Consider the following 16984-nt stretch of genomic DNA (forward strand, 5'->3'; position numbering starts at 1 on the left):
TTTGAAACGATTACAACTTGTAATCTGGTTGATAAAAAGCTAACTTTTCTGCAAGAATGTTCATTATCAAGAAAACTAATTGAACTTTAATAATACTATGTGAAAGCGTTCCTAAAAGTTTATTGAAAATTTAGAGGCAAAAGAGTAAAATAGTACTAAGTGGTTATAGCAGATAGGTTATGTAATTCCGGTGATAGATAGGAGGACTTAATGACAGAATCAGCTCGAAAATTAGCTGTCATGCCACAAGATACTCGTGTAATGGCCTTCTTTCTGGGATCGGTAGGAGGCTGTTTGGATGTCTTTTCGCACATGGAATTTGGCACTCTAATTGCAACGCAGACGGGTAACATTATTTTGCTGATTGCAAATTGGGGCCAGGGAAGGCCTGAAAAGACAATTGCGAGTATCCTTTCTCTAACTTTCTTCACACTTGGCTTCTTGCTAGGTATTTTGCTTAAAGAACATGCCCAAAATGCTTACTGGCGTAGTTTTGGTGTTCTCCCTCTGCTGTTTAGCAGTCTTCTATACCCTCTCTTTCCTGTTGATAAATTGGTGTGGATTTCCCTATTGGCAGCAAGCACAGGGATAATGATTTTGACCTTTAGAGGAACGAAGATTGAGCATCATGCTTATGTAATTATGATGACATCTGGGAATTACCATAAAATGATTACTGCTTGGTTTGATCTTTTGCGGAATAAGGGAGAGCAAGAAATAATTAGGCGCCAAGCGATTAATTATAGTATTGTGGTAGGAAGTTTTGTTGGCGGTGCTGTCATAACAGGTTTACTGACACATATATTTCATGTCTATGCTATTTGGTGTGTTACTGTCGTACTCTTGGCTATTGTTGTAGTTTATACAACTTTGGTTAAGGCTTACCAATTGGAGAAGGATAATATCTAGCCTGCAGTAAGATGATTTTCTCATATGCAACAGATAGGAGGGAGGCACTAGGTTCCCTCTTTTTTGCTTGTTCTGGGAGTCAATTTCCTAAGGGAGAAAAGTAGCATGGAAGAAAACCTATATTGCAAACTTCTCAATGCCGACAAACATTAGATAGCCATTGCGCCCCCTCAACTGCACTAGCAATATTTGGAAGCAAGATCAACTGTTAAGACGGTCTAAGCCATAGAAGCAGCGACAGCTAGGTTAGTTAAAATTGTTCCAATAGAGATGGCTTACAGACGCTAATCCCTTGTTTAGGAAAGTGTCTAATATTTTTGAAAGCAGCACTGAACAGGGACAGAACTCGCTTTTATATTTTTAGGCTCGTGAAAAAACAGTCCGCTGGACTGTTTTTTTCTGCTATAATAAAAGGAGTGATATTAGAAGGAAGATATTATGAATATTCAACAATTGCGCTATGTTGTTGCTATTGCCAACAGTGGAACATTTCGTGAAGCAGCCTCTAAACTTTTCGTTAGTCAGCCCAGTCTATCCGTGGCTGTTAAAGATTTGGAATCTGAGTTAGGCTTTCAGATTTTTACCCGAACGACAACTGGGGCTGTTCTTACTAGCCGAGGGCTGTCCTTTTACGAACGAGCCCTTGATGTTGTTCGCAGTTTTGATTCATTTGAAAAACAATACACAAAACCTGATAATAGTAATCCGCAATTCTCTATTGCTAGCCAGCACTATGATTTTTTACCACCTCTAATCACTACGTTTTCTGAACGGTACCCAGATTATAAGGATTTTCGAATTTTTGAGTCTACCACCGTGCAGATCTTGGATGAGGTAGCTCAGGGACACAGTGACATTGGCATCATTTACATGAATCGTCAAAACAGCAAAGGCATTCAGCAAAAGATGGATAAGCTAGGTTTGGAGTTGATCGATCTAATTCCATTTCAGACCCATATTTATCTGCGTAAGAATCATCCTTTGGCTAAGAAAGAGCGATTGACAATGACAGATTTGGTAGATTTGCCGACAGTGCGCTTTACCCAAGAGAAGGATGAATATCCTTATTACTCTGAAAATTTTATTGATACAACGGAGAGCTCCCTGATGTTTAACGTAACTGACCGCGCTACCCTAAATGGTATACTTGAGCGAACAGATGCGTATGCGACTGGATCAGGCTTTCTCGACAGCCGCAGTGTTAATGGCATTACTGTGATACCGCTGGAAGACGATTTAGATAATAAAATGGTCTACGTCAAGCGTGTTGATAAGGTCTTATCAGCTTGTGCCCTCAAATTTATTAATGTTATGTTTGAGTATTTTGAAACCTTTAAACCCTAAGGAGTCTCTAGTGTTGAAACGAAGGATTTTGGTTCCCTTAAGTATGATTAGCTTAATCATTTTCGATCAGGTGAGTAAATGGTGGATTGTTGGTCATCTCAGTCAAGGAGAGAGGCACCCTTTTTTATCGCCTATTTTTAGTTTGGTCTATGTCCGCAATTATGGGGCAGCTTTTTCTATTTTGCAGAATCAGCAGTGGCTTTTTGCTTTGATTACGATTCTTGTTATCGGTGGGGCAGGTTATTATTTGTACCGTCATTTTTATGATTCTCTTTGGCTGGTATCCGCCTTGGTTTTCATTATTGCTGGCGGTCTTGCTAATTTTATTGATCGCTTGCGTTTAGGCTATGTTGTTGATATGATTCATTTAGATTTTATTGATTTTGCTGTTTTTAATCTAGCGGATTCCTGCCTCAGCCTAGGCGTGTTCTTGCTAATGATTGCAGTTTGGAAGGAAGAAAAAGATGGAAGTGATCGTTAAAGAAGCGGAGGGCTTGCGTCTGGATAAGGCACTGGCAGAAATGACAGCTTTATCGCGCAGCCAAGCCAGTGAGGTGATTAAAAACGGCTTTGTTACTGTTAATGGTTGCCCACAAAAGGCCAAATATGCCGTCAAACGAGGTGACATCATCAGCTATGAAGAACCACAGGCAGTTGAGCTTACTTATGAGGCTGAGGAACTGCCACTTGATATTGTTTATGAAGATAACGATGTCGCTGTTGTCAATAAGCCGCAAGGTATGGTTGTTCATCCATCTGTCGGTCACACCTCTGGGACTTTAGTCAATGCTCTTCTCTACCACATCAAAGATTTATCCACTATTAATGGCGTGGTGAGACCTGGCATTGTTCATCGTATTGATAAAGATACGTCAGGCTTGCTGATGATTGCTAAAAACGATCAGGCTCATCAGGCTTTGGCAGATGAACTCAAGGATAAGAAGTCTTTGAGAAAGTATCTGGCTATTGTCCATGGCAATCTGCCTAATGATCGCGGAGTGATCGAGGCTCCTATTGGACGTTCAGACAAGGATCGTAAGAAGCAGGCTGTGACAGCCAAGGGAAAGCCAGCTGTGACGCATTTCCAAGTTATGGAGCGTTTTGGTGACTACAGCTTGGTCGAATTGCGCCTAGAGACTGGGCGAACACACCAGATACGGGTTCACATGGCCTACATTGGTCATCCTGTAGCTGGTGATCCTCTCTATGCTCCCCGTAAAACGCTTAAGGGGGAGGGACAGTTCTTGCATGCTGAGACAATCGGTTTTACCCATCCGACGACAGGGGATCTTCTTAAGTTTTCTATTCAACCCCCGCAGCTTTTCCAAGAGACCCTAGAAGCCTTGCAGCAGGGGCGTTTGCGATAGGGCGTGTTACCTAATATCTATTACAGGAGTGGACAATGGACCAAAAAGCTATGGTGCCTTTGCCATCCCTCAGGTGTAGAGAACAAACCGTCACTTTCAAAAGTTTAGTTTTACCAATTTAACTTCAAAAACTAGGCGCTAATTAGACAGTAAAAGACTTACGGTTAATTCTTGCCTTAGCTGATAGTTTTTGCTATAATGAGCCCAATGAATAAAATCCTTTAAAACTGTCCAGAGAGGCAGGTAAGGAGACATGCTCAGAAAAAATGATAGGGTAGGCTATACCTATATCTCTTATTTTGTGTCATCTCCTTGCAAGGGCAGGGAGATTTTTTGTTCAAAAAATATATACAAGGAAGGATTTCTTATGAAAACAAAAGAAGTCGTTGATGACGTCACCATGAAACGGGCAATCACCCGTATCACCTATGAGATTATCGAGCGCAATAAACATTTAGATAATCTTGTTTTGGCTGGAATCAAGACCAGAGGAGTTTATATCGCTCGTCGGATTCAAGACCGTCTCAAACAGATTGAAGCCATTGATGTTCCAACTGGAGAGTTGGATATCAGACCCTTCCGCGATGACATTAAAGCAAGTCAGGATACAACGACTATGCCGGTTGATGTAACCGGCCGAGATGTTATTCTTGTTGATGATGTTCTCTATACTGGCCGTACTATTCGAGCAGCCATCGATAATCTTGTCAGTCTTGGACGCCCAGCTCGTGTTAGTTTAGCCGTTTTGGTTGATCGCGGTCATCGTGAACTGCCTATTCGTGCAGACTATGTTGGCAAAAATATCCCAACGAGTTCTGAAGAAGCGATTACTGTCGAGATGGTTGAGGTAGACGGTAGCGACCGAGTTACTATCAGTGAGTCTAATTAACTCTCTGGACTGCCTAATGGAATTAGTAAGGAAGTCGTAAATGGAAGAAATTAAATACGATATTGGTGACAGACCGAAGACCGGACTCTTGCTGGGCTTATCTTTTCAGCATCTCTTTGCTATGTTTGGCTCAACGGTGCTGGTTCCTATTCTGGTTGGTATTGACCCTGCTATTGCCCTTTTTTCTAGCGGTTTAGGAACCTTAGCACATCTGTCTGTTACCAAGTATAAGATTCCCGCTTATATGGGGTCAAGCTTTGCTTATATTGCAACCATGCAGACCCTTCTCAAAACAGACGGTATGCCCGCTGTAGCTCAAGGAGCTATTTCTGGCGGCTTGGTTTATCTTTTGGTAGCAATACTGGTCAGATTTGTTGGAAAAAACTGGATTGATAAGGTTCTGCCGCCTATCGTTGTCGGACCGATTATCATGGTGATCGGCCTTAGCTTAGCGACGTCAGCCGTCAACGATGCGATGACCATTGATGGGCATTACAGTCTTACTAGTTTGGCTATTTCAATGGTCACCTTATTTGCCGTTATCACCTTTAGTATCTATGGCAAAGGGATTGTTGCTGTTATTCCTATTCTATTAGGGCTGATTGTTGGTTACTTCTTTGCGCTGGGCTTAGGAGTTATAAGTGGACAGACAATTATTGATTTTTCAGGAGTAGCCCAGGCCTCGTGGATAGATATTCCAGATTTTCACATTCTTTTGAGCGATGGTCAGTTTAGGTTGTATCCCAGCGCCATCCTAACCATGGCTCCGATTGCTTTTGTTACCATGACGGAACACTTCGGTCATGTCATGGTCTTAAACAGTTTAACAGGACGTGATTTCTTTAAGGATCCTGGTTTGGATCGCACTTTGACTGGTGATGGTTTGGCTCAGATTATCACTGGCTTGTTTGGAGCTCCCCCTGTAACCTCCTATGGGGAAAATATTGGGGTTATGGCTCTCAATAAAATCTTTTCGGTTTATGTTATTGCTGGTGCGGCCGTTATTGCGGTTATTATGAGTTTTGTTGGAAAAGTCTCAGCCTTACTCCAATCTATTCCGCCGGCCGTACTTGGCGGTGTGTCTATCTCCCTGTTTGGAGTCATTGCTTCAAGCGGTTTGAAAATTTTGGTAGAAAATCAAGTAGACTTTGATAAGAAAAGGAACCTCTTCATCGCTAGTGTCATCTTGATTTCAGGGATTGGTGGACTTATGCTACAAGTAGCTGGTTTGCAGATTACCAGCGTCGCCTTCTCAACTCTTTTAGGGATTATTCTCTATCAAATTCTTCCAGAAAAGGATTGAAGCTTATGGTAGTAACAAATGGTATGGTTTCTCTCAAACATTTGGTATCAATGGAAATCTTATCCAATGAAGAAGTTATGGGGTTAATTAGACGAGGGATAGCCTTCAAACAAGGAGAAGCAGTATTTAAATTGGATCGTCAGTATTTTGCAGCTAATCTCTTTTTTGAAAGCTCTACCCGGACTCATAAATCATTTGAAGTAGCAGAGAAGAAGCTAGGACTAGACGTTATCGAGTTTGATGCTAAAACGAGCTCAGTCAACAAGGGGGAGACCCTTTATGATACTATTCTTACCATGTCTGCTCTAGGAGTTGATATCTGTGTGGTACGTCATTCTCAGGATGATTACTACAAAGAATTGATCGACAGTCGAACTATCCAGACCTCGATCGTTAACGGTGGGGATGGCTCTGGACAACACCCTAGTCAAAGCTTATTAGATCTTATGACGATTTATCAGGAGTTTGGGACTTTTGAAAATTTAAAAATTGCTATTGCCGGAGATCTGACTCATTCTCGAGTTGCTAAATCCAATATGCAAGTGTTGAAGCGCTTGGGAGCTCAGCTCTATTTCTGTGGGCCTAAAGAGTGGTACTCTCGTGAATTTGATGTCTATGGGCAGTATGATGCTATTGATAATATTATCGATAATATTGATGTTATGATGTTGCTTAGAGTCCAGCATGAACGCCATGATGGCTCAGAAAGTTTTTCGAAAGAGGAATACCACCGCCTTTATGGTCTGACACAGGAGCGCTATGATCAATTGAAAAATACGGCTATTATCATGCATCCAGCACCGGTCAATCGCGATGTGGAGATAAAAGACGATTTAGTAGAAGCACCTAAATCTCGGATTGTAGCTCAAATGCAAAATGGGGTTTTTGTCCGTATGGCTATTGTTGAGGCCATTCTAAATGGTAAAGTGTAGCAACTGGCTGGGCAAAAAGAGTTTAATTCTTAGGATTGAAGTGCGTGTCTCTTTCGCTTTATCACGCTTACTTCATCTAGATATAGTAAAGAAAGGAAGCAAAAGGGTAGTAGGCTCTCTTTGAATGGCGAAGCAAGACTAGCTTTCCGATGAGCCGAGTAGCCTTTGGGTATCTAACCTATGACAAAAAGATTGTTAATTTTAGAAGACGGTACTATATTTGAAGGTCAGGCCTTTGGTGCTGGCGGTGATGTCACTGGTGAAATCGTCTTTAACACAGGTATGACTGGTTATCAAGAATCCATCACTGACCAATCCTATAATGGTCAAATCTTGACCTTTACTTATCCCCTTGTAGGGAATTATGGCATCAATCGTGATGACTATGAGTCTATCACACCGACCTGCAAGGGCGTTGTCGTAGCTGAGAATGCCCGTTTGGCTAGCAATTGGCGCAATCAAATGTCACTGGATGAATTTTTGAAATCCAAGAACATTCCTGGTATTTCCGGCATTGATACCCGTGCTTTGACTAAGATTATACGGCAGCATGGAACCATGAAAGCAACCTTGGCCAATGATGGAGACAGTATTGAGCACCTGCAAGATCAGCTGCGAGCAACAGTCCTGCCTACTAATAACATTGAGCAGGTATCCACCAAGGCTGCTTATCCCGCTCCTGGTGTTGGCAAAAATATCGTTTTGGTCGATTTTGGCCTCAAGCACTCTATCCTGCGCGAATTTTCCAAGCGCAATTGTAATGTGACGGTTGTACCTTATAGCACAACGGCTGATGAGATCCTCCATCTTAACCCAGATGGTGTCATGCTGTCCAATGGTCCCGGTAATCCAACAGATGTACCAGAAGCTCTTGATATGATTCGTGGTATACAGGGAAAAATTCCGATTTTTGGAATTTGTATGGGCCATCAACTCTTCAGTCTAGCTAACGGTGCCAGCACCTACAAAATGAAATTTGGGCATCGCGGATTCAATCATGCGGTACGTGAAATTGCGACTGGGCGGATTGATTTTACCAGCCAGAATCACGGCTATGCGGTTGATCGCGAGACCCTACCCGACAGTCTGATTGTAACGCATGAAGAGATTAATGATAAGTCTGTTGAAGGGGTTCGCCATCGCTACTACCCAGCATTTTCAGTTCAGTATCATCCGGATGCAGCTCCGGGTCCTCATGATGCCAGCTATCTATTTGATGAATTCCTTGAGCTGATTGATGCTTTTAAGCTAGAACAAGCACGAGGGTAACATTTTTCTCTGGACCATGATAGTTAGTCGAATTGAGGATAAGGAACTTTAGCAAAATAGAGATTTTCTTAGAGCTTACGGTTCTTCGTCAAATCTCCTATTTCGTTTGTCCTTTTTACAGGTCCAGAACTTATTTGAACAGGCTCTAATTGTTGTGTGAAAAAGATGAATCTTGCTTAGATATTGTCGTCTGAATCACGTTAGCTATTTTTCACTTCGCAATTGACGAGCCTTGGTATCATGCTTTATTGGAGCACGTTGAATAGAAAGGAGAAGGGGCTCTAATTCCGTATTTGGTTCAACTGAATACGGCCCTGCGGATCTTGCAAAAAGGATAGACAACTCCCTAGACTTAGTGTCGTGGATTCGGTTTCTTTTCGCTATATCTGCTTTATGCCCTTAATATCTTATAAATGCCAAAACGTACTGACATTGGAAAAATTATGGTGATTGGATCTGGACCGATTATTATCGGGCAGGCTGCGGAATTTGACTATGCAGGGACTCAGGCCTGTTTAGCTTTGCGAGAGGAAGGTTACGAAGTTGTCCTTGTCAATTCCAATCCGGCGACCATCATGACCGATAAAGAAATCGCCGACAAGGTCTATATTGAACCTATCACGACCGAATTTGTGACCCGCATTTTGCGCAAGGAAAGGCCAGATGCCCTATTGCCAACTCTTGGTGGCCAGACCGGGCTCAATATGGCTATGGAACTATCTAAAGCGGGAATCTTAGATGAATTAGGTGTTGAGCTCTTGGGAACTAAGCTTTCAGCTATTGATCAGGCTGAAGACCGTGACCTCTTCAAGCAGCTCATGGAAGATTTGGAGCAACCGATTCCTGAATCACAGATTGTTAATACTGTTCAGGAGGCCTTAGATTTTGCTGCCGAGATAGGCTACCCTGTTATTGTCCGCCCCGCCTTCACTCTGGGGGGAACCGGTGGTGGTATGTGTAGTAATGAGGAGGAATTACGTGAAATTGCCGAAAATGGCCTGAAGCTCTCGCCTGTTACGCAATGCTTGATTGAGAGATCCATCGCTGGTTTCAAGGAAATTGAATACGAAGTTATGCGGGATAGTGCTGACAATGCCCTTGTAGTATGTAACATGGAAAATTTTGATCCTGTTGGTATCCACACAGGAGATTCCATTGTTTTTGCACCAACTCAGACCTTGTCCGATATTGAAAATCAGATGCTGCGGGATGCCAGTCTAAAAATCATTCGTGCCCTTAAGATCGAAGGGGGCTGTAATGTTCAGTTGGCTCTGGATCCTCACAGTTTTAAATACTATGTCATCGAGGTTAATCCGCGGGTATCGCGTTCTTCAGCACTGGCTTCTAAGGCAACAGGTTACCCTATTGCTAAATTGGCTGCTAAAATTGCAGTTGGATTGACACTTGATGAGATGATCAATCCAGTAACTGGCACGACATATGCCATGTTTGAACCGGCCCTTGACTACGTTGTGGCAAAGATTCCGCGTTTTCCATTTGACAAGTTTGAAAATGGAGAACGTCGTTTGGGCACCCAGATGAAGGCGACGGGTGAAGTCATGGCTATTGGCCGCAACATTGAAGAAAGTCTGCTCAAAGCCTGTCGTTCTTTGGAAATCGGTGTTCACCATAATGAGATGCCAGAATTAGCGACAGCTAGTGATGACCAGCTCTTCGAGAAGATTGTCAAAGCTCAGGATGACCGACTTTTCTACATTTCGGAAGCTATCCGTCGCGGTTTTAGCATTGAAGAAATTTCAGACTTGACCAAGATTGATATCTTCTTTTTGGATAAGTTGCTCCATATTTTTGAATTGGAGCAAGAGTTGCAAAAGAATGTTGGCAATCTTGATATCTTGAAAGAAGCTAAACGTTTTGGTTTTGGTGACAGAAAAATTGGTCAACTTTGGGGAATGGATGCCGCAGCCATTCGCCAGCTGCGCTTAGATAATAATATTATCCCTGTCTACAAAATGGTTGATACCTGTGCCGCAGAATTTGAATCTGCGACCCCATATTTCTACTCAACCTATGCTTTTGAAAATGAATCAATCAAATCGGATAAGGAATCAGTTATCGTGCTGGGTTCTGGACCGATTCGCATCGGTCAAGGGGTGGAATTCGACTATGCAACCGTTCACTCAGTTAAAGCCTTACAGGCAGCTGGTTATGAAGCCATCATCATGAATTCCAATCCAGAGACCGTCTCGACTGACTTTTCCGTATCCGATAAGCTCTATTTTGAACCTCTGACTTTTGAAGATGTCATGAATGTCATTGATCTAGAACAGCCTAAGGGCGTTATCGTGCAGTTTGGTGGTCAGACAGCCATTAATTTAGCTGATCCATTGTCTAAGGCCGGTGTTAAAATCTTAGGAACCCAAGTGGCTGATTTAGACCGAGCAGAAGACCGCGATCTCTTTGAACAAGCTCTGCAAGACCTTGATATTCCTCAGCCACCAGGACATACAGCTACTAACGAAGAAGAAGCACTTGCGGCTGCTCGACGAATTGGTTTTCCGGTCTTGGTTCGTCCTTCCTACGTACTTGGCGGTCGTGCTATGGAAATTGTTGAAAATGAAAACGATCTTCGTTCCTATATGAGAACAGCAGTCAAAGCCAGTCCGGACCATCCAGTCCTTGTCGATTCTTATTTGGTTGGTCGTGAGTGTGAAGTCGATGCCATATCAGATGGCAATAATGTTCTCATTCCAGGTATCATGGAACATATCGAGCGGGCTGGTGTCCACTCAGGGGACTCTATGGCTGTTTATCCACCGCAAACCTTCTCTCAAGAGATTATTGATACCATTGTTGATTACACTAAGCGTTTAGCTATTGGTCTCAATTGTATCGGCATGATGAACATCCAATTTGTTATCCATGATGAAACAGTTTATGTCATTGAGGTTAATCCACGTGCCAGTCGGACCGTGCCATTTTTATCCAAGGTAACAGATATCTCAATGGCTCAGGTTGCAACCAAGCTAATCTTGGGGCAAAGTCTAGCTGATTTAGGCTATCAGGACGGTCTCTATCCTAAGAGTGATCGGGTTCATGTTAAGGCCCCTGTCTTCTCCTTCACCAAATTGGCTAAAGTAGATAGTCTCTTAGGGCCTGAAATGAAATCAACTGGTGAAGTTATGGGTTCGGATAAAACCCTAGAAAAAGCCCTCTATAAAGCCTTCGAAGCCAGCTATCTCCACCTGCCCACCTTCGGTAATGTCATCTTCACCATTGCAGATGATACCAAAGAAGAAGCCTTAGAGCTGGCACGTCGCTTTGATGCCATTGGCTATGGTATCTATGCAACAGCTGGAACCGCACGCTATTTCAAAAAACATGGCCTAAATTCAGTCATTGTTGATAAGCTGGGTGATAACGATGACAATGATATTCCAGCCCTGGTTCGGACCGGTGTTGTCCAAGCCATTATCAACACGGTTGGTACTAAGCGGACAGCCGATGAGGACGGACAAGCTATTCGCAGTGCGGCTATTGAAGCTGGTGTACCGCTATTTACAGCCTTAGATACTGCAGATGCCATGGTGCGTGTTTTGGAAAGCAGGAGCTTTACGACAAACGCTATCTAACCGCAGTCATCATAAAAATAGCCATGAACCGAAAATTGGGCAGTAAGGGTTGATTCTTTGAACTCTTAGCCTATTTCCAATGTCAAGCTTAAAGGCTTTACCTATTTTTCAGATTTTCAGAAAGGAAGGAGTTATGTGAAACTCTCTTCCTTTTTGTTTGCGTGAAAATAATTTCAGTCTAACATTTTAGATTGACATGGTTGTTCTCATTCTAGTGGGTTTTCTTAAAAAGTTTCAGTCCGAATTGTCAGAATTTAATAGATATTTTTAATTTTTTACCATTCACGACAAAATAACGACCGTTCACGACGTAGATGCTCACTAAGAGTCAAAATAGTCTATACTATCTAGCGAAAGCAAATTCTTGTAATGACAAGTCAATCCGCTTTTAAACTGCAAAATGGTTGTTTGAAAAATTATGACAATATAATGTCCCTATTTTTTTGTAAGGGGATAGCTACAATGGAGAAAAGTCATACAGGCTTGTTATTTTGCAGATAGTACTTGACAGAGAGCGATAAAAGTATTATATTTGTATTGTTAAAATGATACAAAAATTCCTACCATACAAATCTGTAAGAGTAGAAGTTAATTTTTATTGCTACTATATCATTAATAAAGGCTAAAGGAGATTTTATATGGCACGTCAACGTAAGAGAAAAACAATGTCAAAGCGTAAAAAATGGATTATTATTGGAGCGACAGGACTTGTCCTCTTAGGCGGTGGGTACATGGTAACACATGCTATCCTTAATTCGACCGCTCAGACAAGCCCTTATACCGTAGCTAGGGTCACAAAAGGAAATTTAGCCTCATCGACGATTCTAACGGGAAAAGCAAAATCAATCTCTGAGCAATATGTTTACTACGATCCTGCAAAGGGAACTGACCCTACTATTAACGTTTCTGTCGGTGATCAGGTCACTGCGGGTCAGGCTCTAGTACAATACGATAGTGCTTCGGCTCAGGCTGACTATGACGCTGCTGTTCGAGGCTTGAATCAAGCTGCGCGTGACCTTGAAGCTTTCAGGCGTGATAATGCAGCTATTGCAGGAACGGCGGAGTATAATAGCCAATTGCAATCTCTAAATGATGCTTACGCTAATGCTCAAGGCGTTGTCACTAAAGCTCAGCAGGCTCTCAATGCAACGACTGTTACCAGCGATGTTGCCGGAACAGTTGTAGAGGTAGCTGAAAGTGTCAATCCCTCAACCCAAAACAGCCAAACTCTGGTTCACGTCGCCAGCGAGGGGCAGATGCAGATTCAGGGGACATTAACAGAATATGATTTAGCCAATGTCAAAGTGGGCCAAACTGTTACCATCAAATCTAAGGTTTATCCAGATAAAAAGTGGACCGGTACTATCAGTTATATTTCAAATTACCCTAATGAAAAATCTGATGACAGTGGTTCTTCTGGCTCAGATAATTCTGACTCTTCAAGCTCGTCTAGCGCTACCTATGACTATAAAGTTGATATCAACAGTGACCTTGGCGATTTGAAGCAAGGTTTCACGACATCTGTAGAAGTTGATAATAGCAGTGAGGGCATCCTAGTGCCGGTCAAGGCTGTTGTCACTCAAAATGACAATTCTTATGTCTGGATTTATGATAAAAAATCTGGAAAGGTCACTAAACGCAAGGTAAGTCTGGGCAGCGCCGATGCCAAGCAGCAGCAAATCCTATCAGGTATTGATGAGGGGCAAGAAGTTATCAGTAACCCTAACAACAATCTGAAGAACGGGCAAAATGTTTCAGATTCTGTCAGCAAGAACTAATGAGGTGATGACCATGAATGAGGCAAACGTTTTAATAGAATTGCAGGGCATTACCAAATCGTATCGCAACGGAGAACAAGAATTGCAGGTTCTTAAAGGCATTGATTTAACAGTAGCTAAAGGTGAATTTCTTGCTGTCATGGGGCCATCAGGATCAGGAAAGTCTACGCTTATGAATATCATCGGCCTGCTCGACCGTCCCACTTCAGGTTATTATACCTTATCAGGAGAAGCAGTAGAAGAACTCAGTCCAACTGAGCAGGCTCATGTTCGCAATGAGGAACTAGGCTTTGTCTTCCAACAGTTCTTCCTCCTATCTAAGCTTAATGCTCAGGATAATGTGGAGTTGCCCCTGATTTATGCTGGGATGAGCGGCTCCAAGCGTCGTCAACTTTCCCAACAGTTTCTGGAGAAGGTTGAGCTGGCGGATCGAAGAAAACACCTGCCATCAGAATTATCAGGTGGGCAAAAACAGCGGGTAGCTATCGCTCGCGCCTTGGTCAACAACCCTTCTATTATCCTAGCGGATGAACCAACTGGAGCGCTGGATACCAAAACCAGCAACCAGATTATGGAATTGCTAACCCAGCTCAATCGTGAAGGTAAGACCATTATCATGGTAACCCATGAACCTGAAATTGCTGATTATGCAAGGCGTAAGATTGTGATCCGAGATGGTGAAATCACCTTGGATACAACGGACAGTGTCCGTATTGAATAAGGGAGGTTATGATGCAAAATTGGAAATTTGCCCTCGGCTCGATCATGGGGCATAAAATGCGCTCCTTTTTGACTATGTTGGGAATTATTATTGGGGTAGCAGCTGTATCTCTGGTTTTAGCTCTGGGTGCAGGATTTAAGGATAAAATGTCCGAGAATATCGCAAAGGCACAGCATGATGTTCAAGTCTACTATACTTCAAATTCAGATGACAACCAAGAAGATGATATTATTACGGATAAATTACCTAAAAATGCTCCCAAAGTACAGGAGTCATGGCTCCAAACCATTGTTAATAATGTTGATGGTATAAGTGGCTATTATATTACCAATACGACTTCGGCTAATGTTTCTTACAACCAAAAGAAGTCTAAGCAGGTCAATATAACAGGGGTAAGTCAAAGTTATTTTGATGTTAAAAAATACAAAATAGTAGCCGGACGCAGATTTAATACCGGTGATTATAAGCAGTCTTCTCGCTACATTATGATTGATCGAAAAGTATCCCAAAAACTATTTTCTGATTATAATAGTGCTTTAAATAACATTATTGATGTCGGTGGTAAGAAATTTAGAGTTGTTGGTGTTTATAAAGATCCTGATGAGAGTACAAATTATTCAATGTATCCCAACGGGACAGCCATTTTAACCAATACCGTATTAGCATCGGAGTTTAATGTAGATGAAATCGGTGGTATCTATATTCATGTACCTGATGTCAATCAGTCTCTAAAATCAGGGAAAGCTGCAGCCAAGCAGTTAACCAAGCTCTCAGGTGCTTCCGGAGGTCATTTTGAAACGTATGACCTGACTGAAGCTATCAAGCAATATCAAGCTCAGATTTCAACCATTACAACTTTTATTGGTATTATGGGGATTACTACTCTCTTAGTCGGTGGTATTGGTGTTATGAATATTATGCTGGTGTCTGTAACCGAACGAACAAGAGAAATTGGTTTGCGAAAAGCTTTGGGAGCCACTCGCCGTAATATCTTGATGCAGTTTTTGATTGAATCCATTGTTTTGACTCTGATAGGTGGTATGATTGGACTATTATTAGCTTCAGGTTTAGTTGGCATGCTTAGAAGTGCCGGTGATTCAATTGGTTTAGGTAAACCAGTCGTTTCATTCAACACGATTATCAACAGTCTACTGGTTTCTGTTATTATTGGAGCAGTATTTGGTCTCTTACCAGCAAATCGAGCAAGCAAGTTAGATCCTATTGAGGCTTTGAGATATGAGTAGCAATTTACCCACATCGCATGAAGATGTGATTGGAAATTGGAAGAAAGTTTAACGAGGGAAGCTATATAAAGCTGTGACTGTCCATATTAGGTGGTTTATTCTGCTTATTTCAAATTATCTTTTCAGTTTTATCAAACGATATTTGGAATTTCTTTCCAAATATGATCTATAATCGTATTTAGGAAGTATTTGGATAGTCTTTCTTTTCAACGGCATTTTTAAACATAGCGCTATTAATTATCGGAAGGATCGATAATTAATAGATATCATATTAGGAATGAAAAAGAACAGCGATTGAGTGTGTAGTTTATTCTAGGCACTTTATTGCACACAAGTTTATTAAGAGACACAGGGAAAATACTCAATTATTAATATGGTAGTGATTTATCAATTTTGTTTGAATAATTGGGTTATAATAAGCAGATGTTTAACAATAATTCATTTAATGCATTTGCTGATACGTATTAATGTAAAGGACTGTCAAGTTTTTTTCTTGACAGTCTTATTATTTGTGCTATACTAGTTACAGTAGAGGGCGTGGGACTAGCTCGTACGGCCTTGATAAACAAAAATAGAAAAGAGACTTTACAAAATGGCAGTAAAAATCCGTTTGACTCGTATGGGTTCTAAAAAGAAACCTTTCTACCGTATTAACGTTGCAGATTCACGCGCACCACGTGATGGTCGTTTTATTGAAACCGTAGGCACTTACAATCCATTGGTTGCTGAAAACCAAGTGACTCTTAAAGAAGACCGTGTTCTTGATTGGTTAGCTAAAGGTGCGCAACCTTCTGATACCGTTCGTAATATCCTTTCTCGCCAAGGGGTTATGAAGAAATTCCACGATTCTAAATACTCAAAATAAGAAGGCTTAGCCTATGGATACCATTGAAAATCTTATTATCGCTATCGTCAAACCCTTGATTTCGAAACCTGATAGCTTCAATATTAAAGTAGAAGACGGCTCTGAGTTTATGGAGTACCACCTAGATTTAGCTCCGCAGGACATCGGTCGGATTATCGGGAAAAAAGGCCGGACCATCACAGCGATAAGGTCGATTGTCTATTCGGTACCCGTTGAAACTAAAAAGGTTAGAATCATTATTGATGAAAAGTAGCAGCTGTGGCTGTTGCTTTTTTAGGTACGACAGGCATGTTGTACCTCTGAGGTGAAAGTCCTCTGTGGGCACCCGCTACCGGTGAACCCAATAGCGATTCCCAAGCCTGACTATCGTGAGGTAGCGGGGAGAGGAAGGGATAGCGAAATCGTGGCTCTACGAACAGAAACGTGATATAAGGCGTACATAGCGGATAAGGAGGCCTAAAACTCTAAAGTCCAAAAAGGTAGTCGTAACCTATGTGCGTAAATCACGAGAGTAAACGAGGAAAGATGTACGACTTATCCCGTGAGGTCTCATGAGCGTCCCAGACGTAGTAACAACGAATCATGAGAAGTCAGCCAAAGCCATAGTAGTGTTGAAGTTTCTGTAATGGAAATAGAGCAAAGGGCTGAACAATTAACCGAAGTATACCTACTTCACTTGTGTCTGTAAAACGAACGGTCTGATAGAACTGGATGCAGTCACGTATTGACTAGAAGAAAGTTCACCAATATAAGATGTCCCTCAGACACCG

Annotated in this window: 14 protein-coding genes; all 14 read left to right on the plus strand. The window is 41.9% G+C overall.

Translation table 11 applies throughout. The features are described from left to right. Positions 1-210 precede the first annotated feature (210 nt). On the plus strand, positions 211-909 hold the full coding sequence (locus ACVR1G_RS06250; RefSeq protein WP_447452330.1) for a YoaK family protein: 699 nt from the start codon (positions 211-213) through the stop codon (positions 907-909). A 438-nt stretch (positions 910-1347) separates the two neighbouring features. Further along, the gene (locus ACVR1G_RS06255) at positions 1348-2253 is read left to right on the plus strand and encodes a LysR family transcriptional regulator (protein ID WP_447452331.1); all 906 of its coding nucleotides are present in this window, start codon (positions 1348-1350) and stop codon (positions 2251-2253) included. Between the two features lie 13 nt (positions 2254-2266). Continuing rightward, positions 2267-2734: a signal peptidase II gene (gene lspA / locus ACVR1G_RS06260; protein ID WP_447452332.1), complete on the plus strand. Its 468-nt coding sequence runs from the start codon at positions 2267-2269 to the stop codon at positions 2732-2734. After that, the gene (locus ACVR1G_RS06265; RefSeq protein WP_447452333.1) at positions 2718-3620 is read left to right on the plus strand and encodes an RluA family pseudouridine synthase; all 903 of its coding nucleotides are present in this window, start codon (positions 2718-2720) and stop codon (positions 3618-3620) included. The genes lspA and ACVR1G_RS06265 overlap by 17 nt, the downstream gene beginning before the upstream one ends. A 367-nt stretch (positions 3621-3987) precedes the next feature. After that, positions 3988-4509, plus strand: a complete 522-nt coding sequence (gene pyrR, locus ACVR1G_RS06270) for a bifunctional pyr operon transcriptional regulator/uracil phosphoribosyltransferase PyrR (protein ID WP_447452334.1) — start codon at positions 3988-3990, stop codon at positions 4507-4509. A 40-nt stretch (positions 4510-4549) separates the two neighbouring features. Continuing rightward, the gene (locus tag ACVR1G_RS06275; RefSeq protein ID WP_447452335.1) at positions 4550-5812 is read left to right on the plus strand and encodes a uracil-xanthine permease family protein; all 1263 of its coding nucleotides are present in this window, start codon (positions 4550-4552) and stop codon (positions 5810-5812) included. A gap of 5 nt (positions 5813-5817) precedes the next feature. Further along, a complete protein-coding gene (locus ACVR1G_RS06280) occupies positions 5818-6744 on the plus strand; it encodes an aspartate carbamoyltransferase catalytic subunit (protein WP_447452336.1) in 927 nt (308 codons plus the stop codon). Between the two features lie 180 nt (positions 6745-6924). After that, a complete protein-coding gene (locus ACVR1G_RS06285) occupies positions 6925-8013 on the plus strand; it encodes a carbamoyl phosphate synthase small subunit (protein WP_447452337.1) in 1089 nt (362 codons plus the stop codon). 413 nt (positions 8014-8426) lie between these two features. Then, positions 8427-11606 carry a carbamoyl-phosphate synthase large subunit gene (gene carB / locus ACVR1G_RS06290; RefSeq protein WP_447452338.1) on the plus strand — a complete coding sequence of 1060 codons (3180 nt, stop codon included), beginning with the start codon at positions 8427-8429 and terminating at the stop codon, positions 11604-11606. Between the two features lie 638 nt (positions 11607-12244). Continuing rightward, positions 12245-13384, plus strand: coding sequence for an efflux RND transporter periplasmic adaptor subunit (locus ACVR1G_RS06295; protein ID WP_447452339.1), 1140 nt, complete (start codon positions 12245-12247; stop codon positions 13382-13384). 13 nt (positions 13385-13397) lie between these two features. Beyond that, positions 13398-14105: an ABC transporter ATP-binding protein gene (locus ACVR1G_RS06300; RefSeq protein WP_447452346.1), complete on the plus strand. Its 708-nt coding sequence runs from the start codon at positions 13398-13400 to the stop codon at positions 14103-14105. Between the two features lie 11 nt (positions 14106-14116). After that, entirely contained in the window at positions 14117-15349 is a 1233-nt protein-coding gene (locus ACVR1G_RS06305) for an ABC transporter permease (RefSeq protein ID WP_447452347.1), read from the plus strand. A 592-nt stretch (positions 15350-15941) separates the two neighbouring features. After that, a complete protein-coding gene (gene rpsP / locus ACVR1G_RS06310) occupies positions 15942-16214 on the plus strand; it encodes a 30S ribosomal protein S16 (RefSeq protein ID WP_447452340.1) in 273 nt (90 codons plus the stop codon). A gap of 13 nt (positions 16215-16227) precedes the next feature. Next, positions 16228-16467 carry a KH domain-containing protein gene (locus ACVR1G_RS06315; protein WP_447452341.1) on the plus strand — a complete coding sequence of 80 codons (240 nt, stop codon included), beginning with the start codon at positions 16228-16230 and terminating at the stop codon, positions 16465-16467. Positions 16468-16984: the final 517 nt, after the last annotated feature.

The organism is Streptococcus dentasini, assembly GCF_053206945.1.

What these genes read in the sequence shown, in the direction of transcription:
- ACVR1G_RS06250 (WP_447452330.1), top strand. Translation starts at nt 211, where the DNA reads ATGACAGAATCAGCTCGAAAATTAGCTGTCATGCCACAAGATACTCGT.
- ACVR1G_RS06255 (WP_447452331.1), top strand. Translation starts at nt 1,348, where the DNA reads ATGAATATTCAACAATTGCGCTATGTTGTTGCTATTGCCAACAGTGGA.
- ACVR1G_RS06265 (WP_447452333.1), top strand. Translation starts at nt 2,718, where the DNA reads ATGGAAGTGATCGTTAAAGAAGCGGAGGGCTTGCGTCTGGATAAGGCA.
- pyrR (WP_447452334.1), top strand. Translation starts at nt 3,988, where the DNA reads ATGAAAACAAAAGAAGTCGTTGATGACGTCACCATGAAACGGGCAATC.
- ACVR1G_RS06275 (WP_447452335.1), top strand. Translation starts at nt 4,550, where the DNA reads ATGGAAGAAATTAAATACGATATTGGTGACAGACCGAAGACCGGACTC.
- ACVR1G_RS06280 (WP_447452336.1), top strand. Translation starts at nt 5,818, where the DNA reads ATGGTAGTAACAAATGGTATGGTTTCTCTCAAACATTTGGTATCAATG.
- ACVR1G_RS06285 (WP_447452337.1), top strand. Translation starts at nt 6,925, where the DNA reads ATGACAAAAAGATTGTTAATTTTAGAAGACGGTACTATATTTGAAGGT.
- carB (WP_447452338.1), top strand. Translation starts at nt 8,427, where the DNA reads ATGCCAAAACGTACTGACATTGGAAAAATTATGGTGATTGGATCTGGA.
- ACVR1G_RS06295 (WP_447452339.1), top strand. Translation starts at nt 12,245, where the DNA reads ATGGCACGTCAACGTAAGAGAAAAACAATGTCAAAGCGTAAAAAATGG.
- ACVR1G_RS06300 (WP_447452346.1), top strand. Translation starts at nt 13,398, where the DNA reads ATGAATGAGGCAAACGTTTTAATAGAATTGCAGGGCATTACCAAATCG.
- ACVR1G_RS06305 (WP_447452347.1), top strand. Translation starts at nt 14,117, where the DNA reads ATGCAAAATTGGAAATTTGCCCTCGGCTCGATCATGGGGCATAAAATG.
- rpsP (WP_447452340.1), top strand. Translation starts at nt 15,942, where the DNA reads ATGGCAGTAAAAATCCGTTTGACTCGTATGGGTTCTAAAAAGAAACCT.
- ACVR1G_RS06315 (WP_447452341.1), top strand. Translation starts at nt 16,228, where the DNA reads ATGGATACCATTGAAAATCTTATTATCGCTATCGTCAAACCCTTGATT.